The sequence below is a fragment of the Seohaeicola saemankumensis genome (assembly GCF_021021435.1).
Lineage (GTDB): Bacteria > Pseudomonadota > Alphaproteobacteria > Rhodobacterales > Rhodobacteraceae > Seohaeicola.
On sequence record NZ_JAINWI010000033.1, the window covers coordinates 1 to 13,527 of the forward strand.

11 protein-coding genes and 5 pseudogenes are annotated in these 13,527 nt (G+C 59.7%); 13 read left to right on the top strand and 3 right to left on the bottom strand.

The features are described from left to right. Positions 1-621 (bottom strand): annotated as a pseudogene (locus K7H22_RS19400) (transposase); the annotation flags it as partial. A gap of 168 nt (positions 622-789) precedes the next feature. Here K7H22_RS19400 and K7H22_RS19405 point away from each other — a divergent pair. From K7H22_RS19405 to K7H22_RS20195, 6 genes and pseudogenes are all read left to right on the top strand, one after another. Next, positions 790-1,668, top strand: a complete 879-nt coding sequence (locus K7H22_RS19405) for an acetamidase/formamidase family protein (RefSeq protein WP_230802468.1) — start codon at positions 790-792, stop codon at positions 1,666-1,668. A gap of 119 nt (positions 1,669-1,787) precedes the next feature. Beyond that, positions 1,788-2,771 (top strand): thiamine pyrophosphate-dependent dehydrogenase E1 component subunit alpha, encoded by a 984-nt coding sequence (locus K7H22_RS19410; RefSeq protein ID WP_230802469.1) that lies wholly within the window; start codon positions 1,788-1,790, stop codon positions 2,769-2,771. A 43-nt stretch (positions 2,772-2,814) separates the two neighbouring features. Further along, the gene (locus K7H22_RS19415; protein ID WP_230802470.1) at positions 2,815-3,831 is read left to right on the top strand and encodes an alpha-ketoacid dehydrogenase subunit beta; all 1,017 of its coding nucleotides are present in this window, start codon (positions 2,815-2,817) and stop codon (positions 3,829-3,831) included. 29 nt (positions 3,832-3,860) lie between these two features. Then, entirely contained in the window at positions 3,861-4,097 is a 237-nt protein-coding gene (locus tag K7H22_RS19420; RefSeq protein ID WP_230802471.1) for a lipoyl domain-containing protein, read from the top strand. A 2-nt stretch (positions 4,098-4,099) separates the two neighbouring features. After that, entirely contained in the window at positions 4,100-4,816 is a 717-nt protein-coding gene (locus K7H22_RS19425) for a lipoyl protein ligase domain-containing protein (protein WP_419248198.1), read from the top strand. A gap of 9 nt (positions 4,817-4,825) precedes the next feature. Next, positions 4,826-5,044: pseudogene (locus K7H22_RS20195) on the top strand (transposon DNA-invertase); the annotation flags it as partial. A 152-nt stretch (positions 5,045-5,196) separates the two neighbouring features. Here the strand turns inward: K7H22_RS20195 and K7H22_RS19430 are convergent. Beyond that, entirely contained in the window at positions 5,197-5,655 is a 459-nt protein-coding gene (locus tag K7H22_RS19430; RefSeq protein WP_230802473.1) for a universal stress protein, read from the bottom strand. 97 nt (positions 5,656-5,752) lie between these two features. Here K7H22_RS19430 and K7H22_RS19435 point away from each other — a divergent pair, with 97 nt between their 5' ends. The 7 genes and pseudogenes from K7H22_RS19435 to K7H22_RS20295 all read left to right on the top strand — a co-directional run bounded on the left by K7H22_RS19435 (position 5,753) and on the right by K7H22_RS20295 (position 10,567). Then, positions 5,753-6,208: a MarR family winged helix-turn-helix transcriptional regulator gene (locus K7H22_RS19435; RefSeq protein ID WP_230802474.1), complete on the top strand. Its 456-nt coding sequence runs from the start codon at positions 5,753-5,755 to the stop codon at positions 6,206-6,208. Then, positions 6,192-7,367: an HlyD family secretion protein gene (locus K7H22_RS19440; protein WP_230802475.1), complete on the top strand. Its 1,176-nt coding sequence runs from the start codon at positions 6,192-6,194 to the stop codon at positions 7,365-7,367. Before K7H22_RS19435 ends, K7H22_RS19440 begins: the two co-directional genes overlap by 17 nt. Then, positions 7,354-8,895 (top strand): DHA2 family efflux MFS transporter permease subunit, encoded by a 1,542-nt coding sequence (locus K7H22_RS19445; RefSeq protein WP_230802476.1) that lies wholly within the window; start codon positions 7,354-7,356, stop codon positions 8,893-8,895. The genes K7H22_RS19440 and K7H22_RS19445 overlap by 14 nt, the downstream gene beginning before the upstream one ends. A 44-nt stretch (positions 8,896-8,939) precedes the next feature. Further along, positions 8,940-9,191, top strand: a complete 252-nt coding sequence (locus tag K7H22_RS19450; RefSeq protein WP_230802477.1) for a hypothetical protein — start codon at positions 8,940-8,942, stop codon at positions 9,189-9,191. Positions 9,192-9,306: 115 nt separating this feature from the next. Then, a pseudogene (locus tag K7H22_RS19455) lies at positions 9,307-9,651 on the top strand (helix-turn-helix domain-containing protein); the annotation flags it as partial. A gap of 68 nt (positions 9,652-9,719) precedes the next feature. After that, positions 9,720-9,893, top strand: a pseudogene (locus K7H22_RS20290) (hypothetical protein); the annotation flags it as partial. 302 nt (positions 9,894-10,195) lie between these two features. Next, on the top strand, positions 10,196-10,567 hold the full coding sequence (locus K7H22_RS20295; protein WP_419248199.1) for an ISL3 family transposase: 372 nt from the start codon (positions 10,196-10,198) through the stop codon (positions 10,565-10,567). Positions 10,568-10,945: 378 nt separating this feature from the next. Here K7H22_RS20295 and K7H22_RS19465 read toward each other — a convergent pair. After that, a pseudogene (locus K7H22_RS19465) lies at positions 10,946-13,527 on the bottom strand (strawberry notch-like NTP hydrolase domain-containing protein); the annotation flags it as partial.

Consider the following 13,527-nt stretch of genomic DNA (forward strand, 5'->3'; position numbering starts at 1 on the left):
AGCGCTCGTGGCCACATCTGCAGAGATGGTCAGATAGGGGCGACCAACGAAGACGCCGCAGTCATCAATCACCTCGACAAAATGGATGTCTGCCGGCGTGTGATCGATCTGGACAACGTCGAGCGCGTGGTCTGCCCGGATGTAGTCCGGTCGCGCCTTCAACCGGTGCAGGTGTTTACTGTCTGACAGGTGGCGGCGGGCAATTTCTTCCGGGATGAACAGGATGGGGATGCGCCGGGCGACAGTGACATAGGCGGGCGGAGTATGCCCTTCCTGTGCGCAGCGGGCGCGGATCTCTTCAACGATCGGTGCGAGGTCCGGCTGCTCAGGACGCAACCACATCTCCCTCAGGGTCATCGCGATGATGCTCTCGACCGCGAGGCTGATCCTTGATTTCCTTGTTCCGCTCGTTCGCAGCAGCAGGGACGATACCCTGCGCTCTTCTCGATACCGCGCCAGATAGTTGTAGACTTGGCGGGTCGAGAGCCGCAACTCGGATGCCGCGCGCAACACGGCCTCACGCACCGGCGCTGCTCCGTCAAGAACCTGATCCAGCTCACGCGCGATACGCGTTGCCTTGGCCCACGGTTTATCCGAGGCATGCCCTTCGCCGGACGTCATCGATATGAAACTTTCGAGACCGGCTGGGCCGTGCGCCAACAGGGCTGCTACTTGCTGAAATACGGAACCAAAATTGAAGCCCCACGCGAAAAAATGATGTGCGATATCGCGGTATTATCCAGAAATCACGATATAATCATGCGCTGAAATGATGAAGAAAATGCGACAGTGGTTCACGGATATACCGTCGTGTTCGACGAGACCCGCAGTGTCGGAGTGACCATGCCCAAGAAGGCGGCCGAGAAGATTGCGCATAATGCCGAACATTACGCAGCGCTGCCCGATCATTCCGTTCAGCACCCCATCCTCGTCTATGCGCCCTCTGACATACCCGCAGTGATGGTGCGGATGCGACCGTTTCTCGGGCAACTGGGCACGACGCCGTCGATGCCGTTGCCAGACTCGCATAATGCGGGTGATTTTGGCTCGACCTTGATTGGCGCCCCGCACCAATACGCGGTGACGGCTGAGCAGTTGGATGAGCATCGCACAGACGGGCACATGGATATCGATGCGGTGCGCGATGGCGCGATTCTGCTGACTCCGGTCAAGGTGCCGGGGGCGGGCGTCTATATCGGCGACATGCATGCGGGGCAGGGCGATGGCGAGATCGCGGGGCACACGATGGATGTGGCTGGCAGCGTCACATTGCAAGTCGAGGTGATCAAGGGGCGCACCCTTGCAGGTCCGGTTCTGTTTCCCTGGCTTGACGATCTGCCCCCCATGGCGCGACCCTTCAGCGCCGATGAAAAGGCGAAAGCCATCGCACTGGCGCGGGAATGGGATATCGACCAGTTGGAGGAAACGGCTCCGATCTCGGTTATCGGCACTGGCCCGACACTAAATCAGGCGATCGAGAACGGGCTGGCCCGCACCGCCGATCTGCTTGGCATGACGGTCCCCGAGGTGCGAAACCGTGCCACCATTAACGGGGCTATCGAAATCGGTCGTGCGCCGGGCGTCATTCAGGTGACATTCCTTGCGCCGCTGTCTGCATTGGACGCAGCCGGAATCGGGAAATTCGCACGCGAGCAATACGCGATTTAACAGGAAAGAGATGACGCCGCGGCAGTCTGCAATGACCTATATCAAAGCGGACTGCCGGATGCCGTTTATTGTAAACGGGTTCGCGCGCTCACACGAAAGCTACTGATCGGAGGACACACATGAAACCGACGAAAGAGCAATCACTATGGATGTATGAAACCATGGTGGTCAGCCGCCGCTTCGAAGAAGCGATCGAGAAGATCTATCTTGAAGGCAAGACTCCCGCGTTCAACATGGCCAGCGGCCCGATCCCAGGTGAAATGCACCTGTCAAACGGGCAAGAGCCGGTCGCGGTGGGCGTTTGTGCGCATCTGGATGCCAATGATATCGTGACCGCAACCCACCGCCCCCACCACCAGGCAATAGCCAAGGGTGTTGATCTGAAAAAAATGGCCGCCGAGATTTTTGGCAAATCGACCGGCCTGTCTGGCGGGCGGGGCGGACACATGCACTTGATCGACCCGGCAGTGAATTTTTCATGCTCGGGCATCATCGGTGAAAGTTGCGGCCCTGCTTGCGGGGCGGCCCTGTCGCGCAAGATGCAGAACAAACCGGGAGTCGCGGTTGCATTCCTAGGCGAAGGGGCCGCGAACCAAGGGGCATTTCACGAAGCGCTCAACCTTGCCGGGGCTTGGAACCTTCCGGTTGTTTTCGTGATCGAGGACAATTCCTGGGGTATTTCGGTTCCCAAGTCCGAAGTCACGGCGGTGGCCCGCAATGACGTGCGCGCAGCAGGCTATGACATGCCGGGGCATTACATTCCCGGCAACGACCCTTATGCGATTTTCAACATCGCAGGTGAGGCCATTGCGCGGGCGCGAGAAGGCAAGGGGCCGACGCTGATCGAGGTGGAAACCTATCGGTTGGCAGGGCATTTCATGGGCGATGCAGAGCAATATCGCCCGAAGGGTGAGAAGGAAGCGCTGTTTGCCAAGGATCCGATCCCCAAAATGCGCGAACGCCTGATCGCCGAGGGCCACGCTGCCGAGAGCCTGGACATGCTGGAAAAGCGCGCCGAGGCCCGCGTGGCCGAAGCGATCTCCTTTGCCCGCGACAGCGAATATGCGCCGGAAACCGATGCGTTGACCGCCGTTTTTGTTTGATTTTCCGACCTCCAAAAATCTGTGGCATGAAAGGATTTGACCCATGCTTGACCAGCCAACAAACGAACGCCGTCTGACCATAGCGCGTGCGATGGCCGAGGCGATGCAGCAAGAGATGCAACGTGACCCCACTGTCTTTGTGATGGGCGAGGATATCGGCGGCTTCGGCGGTATCTTCGGCAATACCCGCGGCCTGTTCGAGGAATTCGGCAAAGAGCGCGTGCGCGACACCCCGATCTCTGAAACCGGCTTTATCAGCGCCGCCGTGGGCGCGGCGATGGACGGTATGCGGCCTGTCGTCGAACTGATGTTCGTCGATTTCTTCGGCGTCTGCTTTGACGCGATCTACAATCAGATGGCCAAGAACACCTATTTCTCGGGCGGGAACGCATCCGTTCCAATGGTACTGATGACTTCGACGGGGGGCGGCTATTCGGATGCGGGCCAGCATTCGCAATGTCTTTACGGCACCTTCGCGCATCTGCCGGGCATGAAGGTTGTGTCGCCCTCGAACGCCTATGACGCCAAGGGGCTGATGACCGCCGCGATCCGCGACGACAATCCGGTGGTCTACATGTTCCACAAGGGGTTGCAGGGCATGGGCTGGCTGGGCACCGAAGCTGGTGCAACCGTGAACACGCCCGAAGAAGAATACACCGTCGAGATCGGCAAGGCCAAAGTGGTGCGAAAGGGCACCGATGTGACGCTGGTCGGCCTTGCCATGGGTGTGCATAACGCGCTGAAAGCCGCCGACAAACTGGCGGAGGATGGTATCAGCGCCGAGGTTGTCGATCTGGTTTCGCTGGTCCCGCTGGATCGGGAGACGGTGATCAATTCAGTTGCCAAAACCGGTCGTTTGATCGTGGTTGATGAGGATTACCACAGCTATGGCGTGTCGGGTGAGATCATCGCGACCGTGACCGAGCACGATATCTCGAAGCTAAAGGCATCGCCTGCCCGTGTGACCTTTCCAGACGTGCCGATCCCCTATGCGAGGCATATGGAGCAGTTTTGCCTGCCCAATCCTGACAAGATTGTCGCCGCCTATCGCAAGATGTAGAATTTCGTCGCAAGTACAGGAGCGAATGCATGGTGACCGACGTGAAGGTGCCGAGAGACCTTTGGCAGGATGACGGTATGGAAGCCGTCATAACCAACTGGCTGGCAAGTGACGGATCAAATGTGCGCAAGGGGGCGTTGATCGCCGAAATCATGGTTGAGAAATCGCAGTTTGAGGTGACCGCGCCTGCCGATGGCGTTCTGACGATCACGAAACAGGACAACGACATCGTGCGCAAGGGGGACGTGATCGGGACGATTGCTTGACCATGACAGCGCTGGACAGTCCGATGCGAGAATTGGCGCTTGCCGACGCACTGGAGTGGGAAGCCGCGCGCTTGGCCGACATTGCGGGCGGACGCGCTGGTGCTGCTGCTCTGCTTTGGTCCTGCGAGCGCGCGCTGGTTGCGCCCGCAAGCCTAAGCCGACATCCCAATTTTAAGCGCGCATATTCACGCGCTAACGAGGCAGGTTGGCCGGTCCATCTGCGTGCCACAGGCGGCGATCTGGTGCCGCAGGGTCCTGAAATTGTGAACTTGTCGTTGTTGTTCCGCGCGCCTCTGGGCACAGCTTCCGGGCTTGAGGATGCCTACAGGCAACTTACCTCTCCGATCCGCGAGGCACTTTCCCAGGCAGGCATAAGCTCTTGCCACGGATCTGTGGCGGGTGCCTTTTGTGATGGCCGGTTTAACATAACCGTTATGGGCCGGAAATTCGCCGGAACCGCTCAGCGCTGGCGCCCGATGGCGGGTGAAATGGCAGTTCAGACCCATGCGATGATGTTGATACGCACCCCGGACGAAAACACGATCACGACGCTCAACCGTTTTTATTTCGATTGTGGAATAAAACGGGTGATCCATGCTAGTGCACATGTCGGATTACAAGACTTGGTTCAACTGGACGAGAAGAAAGCTACGCAGCACCGTTTCCTGTGCATGATCGCTGATCGAGCGCATTTTTGGTCGGCGCCGCGATTGTCATGATGGAATCCGATCTGGGAGGGCACTGTCGCGGGCCTCAAAGCCGCCCGGTCGTGAGAGCGAAAAGTGGGCCGAAAATTCGCGCTGACCAAAGCCAAAGTGCACCTTGCGCAGGCGGCCATGTCAAACCACGATACCTCCGTCGCGCAGCTCGCCCACGAGCTCGGATTCCGATCTGTCGGCTCTAACGGGGAGCTCAGGGACAACGGAAGACGCGTGCTAGCTGCCTAACGTACGATCTTGCACTCAGCCGGAAAGGACCCGAGATGGCCGCAGTTGCACCTTTAGCTGATTGGCACTGTGATGTTCACTATCGCACCGCTCCGTTTCCGCAACTTGCTTAGCTGAATCGAGTAGTTTCCCGTACAGGCCTTGTCTTGTGATTAGCGGTTCTGGAAAAGTTCTGGATCCTCAATAGTCTTTTGAGCCAACAACAGACTGCATCCGAGGCTGTCACCCAGTTCGGCGGCAATCGAGCGGCTTAGCCAGCGCGTCCAGAAGCCGTGCTGATGGTGTCCGACGACGACAAGATCCGCCTCGGTCTCGACGGACACTCTGGTGATGGTTACAACCGGGTCGCCGAACGCAAGCTGGACCTGAGGAGAAAGCCCCATCTCCGTCAGTCTCTTGCGGCCCTCTTCGAGGATTTCCTGCAGATCGCGCTGCAGTTGGCCAAGTGCGATGGCATCCGCCCCAATCGCATAAGCATTGCCCGAGCCGGTCTCGACCACTGCCAGCAAGGTCACGTTTGCGCCCGTGATCTGCGCAAGGCGCGCTCCTTCTCGCAGGGCCAGTCGCCCCTCCCGAGAGCCATCATAGCAGAGCAGGATCTTGGCATACACGGCTTGTTCTCCTGTTTTGGAATGGGACTTGAAATATGGGTGTCTTCATAATAATTAGCAAAGCAATAATTAGCAAGACATCCAGAGACATGGGTCGATGACCGTTACACCAGACTTGGCCGAGACCTTTACGCGCGCTCTTGCAAGCGTGTCTCGTCAATGGAAGCGCAGACTCGACGCGCAGTTTCGCCACTTGGATCTTTCTCAGGCGCGTTGGGGTGTGATCCTGGAACTGTCCCGGCACCAGGATACAACCCAGATCGAACTGGCACGCATCCTCGGCATTGAAGGGGCGACGCTGGTGCGCTTGCTGGACGGTCTGGAAACGATGGGGCTCGTCGAGCGCCATCCAAGTCCCGAGGACAGGCGCGCAAAGAAATTGGTCCTGACCGAACCTGCGATTGTACTTCTTGAGAGGATGAAGTTGATCGCCGCGAGCAATCGCTCGGAAATTCTTGAAGAAATTCCGGCTGATGATCTTCTCACTGCGACCAAGGTACTGGAGCAGATTGCAACCCGGCTGGAGAAGATGGGTAATGACGAAAATGGATGAGATCAACCCGGCGGCACCGTCCACTTTGGAGAAAGATGAGGCCGATACACCGGCTCCCCCCAAGTCTGCTGCACGGCGTAGCCGGGTGAGATGGACCCGGCTCGCGCTCACGGCAGTGGTTATCGGCGCTGTTGTCTGGCTGGGGACGCCATGGATTATTGCTCGCTTCACTCAAGTTCATATCAACGATGCCCGCATCGCAGCCACCGTCGTGACCGTATCGAGCGAAGTCGCTGGACGCGTTACTGAACTTCCAGTGCTCGTCGGAGATTGTGTGGCCGCGGGTGACGTTCTTGCGTCGATCGACACGGAATCATCACAATCTCAACTCGCAGCTGTCATCGCAAAGCTCGCCGCAACAGACGCTCAACTTGATGAACTGGAGAAACGCAAGTACATGCTTAACGCGCAGCTTGCTGCGCGGCGGGACGCGGCCACCGCTGGTATCGCGGTTGCCGTTGCAAATCATGCATCAGCGCTCGCCGTCCTGCGGAATACGCAAACCCGACACGACCGAGTGGCGAAGCTTGCTGAGCAGAATGTGTCTTCGCAACAGGCGCTCGACGAAGTGACTATGGTCCTGGATTCGGCAACGCAACAGGAGCGCGCAGCCTATGCGGCAATCGAAACTGCACGGGCAAATCTTGCAATCGTCGAAGCGGATGCAGCCCAGATCGCCGTCTTGGACGCCCAGATCGACTCTGTCAGGGCCGGGCGCACCGGGATCGAGGCGGAAAGGCGTCTCAAGGAAATCGACCTTGAGCATCGTAGGGTTGTCACCAGCGTTGACGGCATCGTTGATGCAACTTTCGTTGATGTCGGCGAATACGTCACCCCAGGCACCAGACTGTTGATGTATCACGCGCCCGAGAACATCTGGATCGACGCCAATGTCAAGGAAACGGAGTTTTCCAAACTCCGGGTGGGGTCCGCAGCCACCATTACCGTGGATGCGTTTCCCGGTCGGACATTCGAGGGTGAGGTGATCGGTCTGGGTGGCGCTGCAACGAGTCAGCTTGCCCTGCTTCCCAGTCCGAACCCATCGGGCAACTTCACCAAAGTCACCCAGCGGCTGCCGATCCGTGTCTCGATCGATGCCGAAGGTATGGAAATGCGGCCTGGAATGATGGTTGAGATTTATGTCGATGTCGCAGGTTGAGCGCTATTTCGAGAGGTTCGGCCCTGCCTACAAGTGGTTTGCGACCGGCACGATCATGGTGGCGACCATCTCAGTGGTTCTCTCGACCACCATTGTGAACGTCGCCATCCCGGCGGTCATGGGTGCTTTCGGCATCAGCGCGGTGCAGGCACAATGGATTTCCACGGGCTTCCTCGCGGCCATGACCGCTACGATGCTCCTGGCAGATTGGGCTGATCGGGCCTTCGGGATGCGGCTCACCATGAATGTCGCGATGGGCGTCTTTCTCGTCGGTTCGGTCGTCGGTGGCCTCGCCCCGAATGAGACTGTCCTGACCCTGGCGCGCGTCGTGCAGGGCGCGGCAGCGGGAATTGTTCAGCCGCTTGCAATGATCATGCTGTTCAAGGTCTTCCCACCCGACAAACGCGGCGCTGCGATGGGGATCTACGGCGTGGGCGTGGTGCTGGCCCCCGCCTTGGGGCCTTGGATCGGTGGCGTGTTGATGGATGCCTTTGACTGGCGCTTCGTCTTTTACCTTGGCCTTCCCTTCGCCGGGATCGCCATCCTGCTGTCGAACATCTTCCTGCCGGGCCGCGAGCAGAGTGGGCCGCTTCCAGCCTTTGACTTTTTAGGTGTTGCGACTCTGGCGGTCTTTCTCGCCTTCCTTCTGAGCACATTGTCAAACGCTCAGCGGCTGGGATGGGATTCGAATATGACACTTCTGGGCTTCGGGGTGTCCGCCGTCTCGGTCGTAGTTTTCATCCTGTGGGAATTGCACACCGACAAACCCATGCTTGACATGCGGCTATTTGCCAATTTCGCCTTCGTTTCAGCTTCGGTGGTATCCTTCATCATGGGGGCAGGGCTTTTTGGCTCGACCTATCTCTTGCCGGTCTTCGTCCAGCAGATCCAAGGCATGACTCCGACGCAAGCGGGCCTTCTGCTGATGCCCTCCGGCTTTGTGATGCTGATCGTCTTTCCGATCGCAGGACGCCTTTCCGACAGGGTTCCAACCGCAATCCTGATCGGCATCGGCATGGCGATTTTCGCTTGGTCGTCGTGGTTGATGGCGGATGCAAACATCAACACAACCTTCTGGACGCTTGCGTGGTGGACCGTGATCTCCCGGGTGGGTCTGGGATTGGTGTTCCCGGCGATTTCATCTGGATCCCTGCAAGCGCTGCCGCGGCATCTCCTGGGACAGGGCTCCGGGGCGTCAAACTTTATCAGGCAGTTGGGCGGAGCCTTCGGAGTAAACTTGCTCACAGTGTTCATCGAGCGTCGGACGGTCATGCATGCGGATGCTTTTGCCGCGACACAGACCAGCGACAATTCCACCACCGTGGAACTTCTGCGAGAGGTGGCGGGCTTGATGCACGCGTCAGGGCTGCCCGACATGCAACTCTTGCCTGCGGCCGTATCTTTCCTCGGACAGACTGTGGTGATTCAGTCGTCAAACGCTGCATTTCAGGATGGCTTCATGGTTGTCTTCGGGATCTTCGTTTTTGCACTCGTTCCGACATGGTTCATGTGGCGGGCCAGATCTTAGGGTATCCGTCTTGATCAAGCTATTTTTGGTGTCCATTTGCGGTCTTGCTGGACGAGCGTGGGATTGCCTATGTTCTGCGCACCGGCTGGTTCAGCCCGGTCCACATGAAGAGCCGGGAAGCACATGGCGTGCGGGCCTTGCTCAGCACCCGAAAAGCATTGCTCTACAAGACAATCGATCTCGCAAATGAAGTGCGCGGGCTGTTGAAGATTTTTGGCCTCCGTCTCCCCAAGACAGTGCAGCATGGCAGCTTTGACGGCCTCGTCCGTCCGATGATCGAAATGGATGAGGTCTGAGAACGGCGGTGCGAAAGTCGGCCACGGTAGCGGCGGGATGAGCCTGCTGCGGGCGGTGTAAAAGTCGTCCACCTTTACCCTTTCTGGTGACAGGGAGGGCGGGAGGATTTTCACTGTGGATTTGTATCGGAAGGTTCGGCTGGCCTGTGCTGAGGGCATGAGCCAGCGTGAGGCGGCGCGGCATTTCAACATCTCGCGCGACAGCGTAGCCAAGATGATGGCGTTTTCGGTTCCGCCCGGGTATCGGCGGTCGGCACCGGTCAAGCGACCGAAGCTGGATGCCTTTACCGGGGGCTACACGATCGTGAAGGATTACATGCGACAGCGCGAACGGCTCGGCCGCGAGATGTTTGTGCTGTTGGCGCATCCGCTCGGTCATGCCCAGGCCGACTTTGGCGAGGCGGTGGTCGTCATCGGCGGCATCGAGCAGAAGACGCATTTCTTTGTGTCGCGTAGCCCTTAATTGGGCTCTGCCTCACTTTGTGTGGCGCAACTATCCTGAAACTGGAGAATGCAGGAGGGATAGTTGTGAGTTCGAAGCAGCACTGGTCGCCCGGGAGCGATGTTGTCGTTCAAAGCGTTGAGCGAAGTGAATCCGGCGGGTGGATTGTATCTGGCGTCTTGGCACCCAACGGCATTTGCCCAGACTGTGGATTGCATTCACGCCGACGTCACGGCTGGCGGCGTCGGCGGCTGCAGGATTATCCCGCGCATGGAGACGGGGTAACAGTTGATCTCGCGGTTTGCCGCTGGCGATGTTTGGCGCCCGCTTGCCCGCGCCGGACTTTCTCGGACCAGATCGCCTCGATTGCGCGTCCTTTTGCGCGGCGCACCTCGCGTGTCGGGGAGGTTGTCAGCCATCTTGGGTATGCGGCTGGCGGGCGGCCTGCCGAGCGGCTCTTGCACCGTTTGGGCCTTGGGGTCAGCGAAGACACGGTGCTTAGGCAGCTGAAGAAGCGTGCTCAGGGCACGCGATTTCCCCGGTCATCGCAGCCGCGCTGTGCATCAAACCCTGCGGACAGCTCACCGCGGATCAGGCGCGGAAAGTCGACGCGCTCAAGGCCGGTGCGCCCTCCTTCGCAACGATGCGCAGCCTCGCCATGCGGTTCAGCGGTATCCTACGTGGCCGCGCAGCAGACCCGCTCCCTGCATGGATCGACGACGCGATCGAAACCGACCTGACGCCCATCGTGCGCTTTGCCCGCACTTTGAACCGGGACTTCGATGCGGTCAAAAACGCCATAGAGATGCCATGGAGCAACGGCCAAGCAGAAGGTCAGATCAATCGCCTGAAGACCCTCAAACGCGCCATGTATGGCCGAGCTGGTCCAGAATTGTTACGGGCGAGAATGCTACCGTTTCGCCACACAGATTGAGGCAGAGCCTGATTTCCTTACACTGTGCTCAGTCAGAGAAACATCGCCGGACATCGCCCGCGCGTGCTTTACAAGGACCAATACTGCCTTCCCCAAAAAACACATGGGTAATATGCATAAAGTATCTATTTTGCACATATAACAGATCATAGCACCGTTATAATGACGATTTAGGCAGATCCCTCAACATTACCAGAGGCGGCAAAAAACCTTAGGATGATCTCTGGTTCTTGCCCGGCCCGATGGAAGAGACGCCCGGGATCTGTTCCCGGGCCCCGGGCGGCTCCTGCATCGCCAGCCTTCGGCAGATGAGGTGCAAGGCGCTGCTACATTCGGTCCGTCACTTCAAAACGCTGCTCATTCATTCGGATTTTCACTTTAGAATTTTGAACCAGATATCAAACCTAAAGGGATTCCTATATCACCACTGGCTCTAAAACCGCACCATAAACACCCTAATCTACTTAATCTCACAATCTCCACGAGCTTTTGCGCGTAGATAGGGAAGGATTGTTCGAGATAGCCCAGAACATAGTCGCGCGGCGTCAAGGCACCCTCGACGAGCTCGTCTTCTGCGTCCATCGTTTCAAGCCGGCGTTTCAGCAGGCTCTCACCCGTCGAGACCACCAAGATAACGCAAGCGTTGCCTGCCGCCAGATCGTCCGCGATGGCGCGGATGATGGTCGGGGCCTTCATGCCCAGCAGGAGATGGTTGAAGAAGCGCTGTTTCGTGCTCTCGAAGCAAGACTTGGCCGAGGCGCGAGCGGCCGAGGCATTGGTCTCGCCCGAGGCGTCCGTGACGCCAGTGGCGGTCAACGCGGCGTCGAGATTTTGATGAATCGTCCGAAACGAGATCGCGTATGCATCGTAGATCTCGATCTGGGCCGGGGTGAGCGCGTGTTCCAGCACATCTTATTCCACGCCATCGAAGCTGAGGGCGCGGGCCGTGTAGAGGCCGAGCGTCTTGAGATCGCGCGCGACCACCTCCATGGCGGCGACACCGCCTGCCTCCATCGCCGACACAAAGCTCTCTCGGCTCGGGAAGGGATATTCGGGGCCCTTCCCCCAGAGCCCAAGCCGCGCGGCATAGGCGAGGTTGCGCACGCTCGTGGCACCCGTGGCCGAGATGTAGAAAACGCGAGCGCGGGGTGCTGCCAGTTGCAGGCGCAGACCTGCAAGGCCCTGCTGCGAGGGTTTGACCCCCCTGCCCTGCGCTGACCCGGCCGCGTTCTGCATGGAATGCGCTTCATCAAAAGCCAGCACGCCGTCGAAGCCTTCGCCCATCCAGTCGAGGATTTGGCGCAGCCGCGTGGTGCCGCATTTGCCCGCCGAGCGCAGCGTGGCGTAGGTGACGAAGAGGATACCGTCGCCCATCGGGACGGGCTGGTCCGGTTTCCATTTGGAAAGCGGCTGGATGTCGGCGGGCGAGCCGCCAAGATCGGTCCAATCGCGGATCGCGTCCTCGATAAGCGTGGCGGATTTGGAGACCCAGATCGCCTTGCGGCGCCCGGCCAGCCAGTTGACAAGAATGAGCCCCGCGCATTCGCGGCCCTTGCCGCAGCCGGTGCCATCCCCGAGGAAATAGCCAAGGCGATAGGCACGTGCGTCTGGGTCATCATCGGCGCGCGTTAGCTTGGTCTGGTCGTCATCGATCGTAAACCGCCCCAGCAGATCACGCCCATGGGCATCATGCGCCATGATGATGGTTTCCAGCTGCGCCTCGGAGAGATGTCCCTCCTCGATCAGCCTGGCAGGCAGGCGCAATTCCGCACTGGCCCGGCCTGAGGGCACGGGCGGTGCCACGGAAGCCATGGCGATGCTTTCGACCAGCGGCGTGGGATGTTCCTGCGCACCCGCGATCTCGATCCGCTGCGGACGGTAGCGCGCATAGATGTTCGAGACGGGCGTGTTGTCGCGCGGGACATCGAAGCGTGTAAAGCTGAGCGGACGGACGGCATTGGCCCGGGGTTTGGAGGCGGCGACAGGCGCAGCGGCGGTCTTGCGCGGGGCAGATGATGGAACGGTCGGCCGAGCATGAGGGATCGCTTCTGCCCGTTGGGCGGGGCGCATCTCGGGCCGGGTTGCGGCCACGGCGTCGACAAAAGGAAGGGCTTCGTCCAGATCGCACACACTGGCGCGGATCATCTCGCGGTCCTCCTGCACCTTGTCGAAGACCATGAGTTGGGTTTCGACAGAGGTGCCGAGCTTGCGATAGACCTGTCCCGGCATCGTCAGCGCCAGTCGCGGCGTCAGGAGACCGCGGGCGCGGGACCAATGCGCGGCATCGCGTTCGGGCGTGAATCCCGGCGGCATGATTACCACCAGCCGGCCGCCCGGTGCCAGGCGCTTGGCAGCCGCGATGAGATGCTTGGCGGCGATGTGCTTGTCCCAGGAGCGATCGACCGAGGAGGCGAAGGGCGGGTTCATCACCACGACATCGGGTAGAACCGGCGCCTGCAGCAGATCATCGATATGCTCACCATCGTGACCCGTCACCTCACCGCCGAAGACCGCGCGCAGGAGGCGCTGACGAAAGGGGTCGATCTCGTTGAGCAAAAGCGTGGCACCGGCCCGGGCGGCGAAAGCAGCCAAGGCACCGGCGCCCGCCGAGGGCTCCAGCACAGTCTCGCCCTTGCGAATGGCTGCCGCCCGCACCGCCAAGGCGGCAAATGTCAGAGGCGTCGAAAACTGCTGCAGCCGGATCTGTTGCTCCGACCGCCGTGTCTCGGCTAGGAGCCGTGAGGCGAGGAGCTTTGCGGTGGCAATGTCACCTGCCGCTCCGCCCTCCCGCAGCAGCACCCGGATGGCCGCGGCCTGCATCAGGTCGTAGGCCATGCGCCAGTCCCAGGCACCGCCGGCATCACTGCCATGAAACGTCTCGCGCATGATGCGCGCGAGCGCTGAGCTGCGCAGGGGTTGATGGTCGATCTCCGCGCCGATTTGCGCCAGCGCAGAGGTGA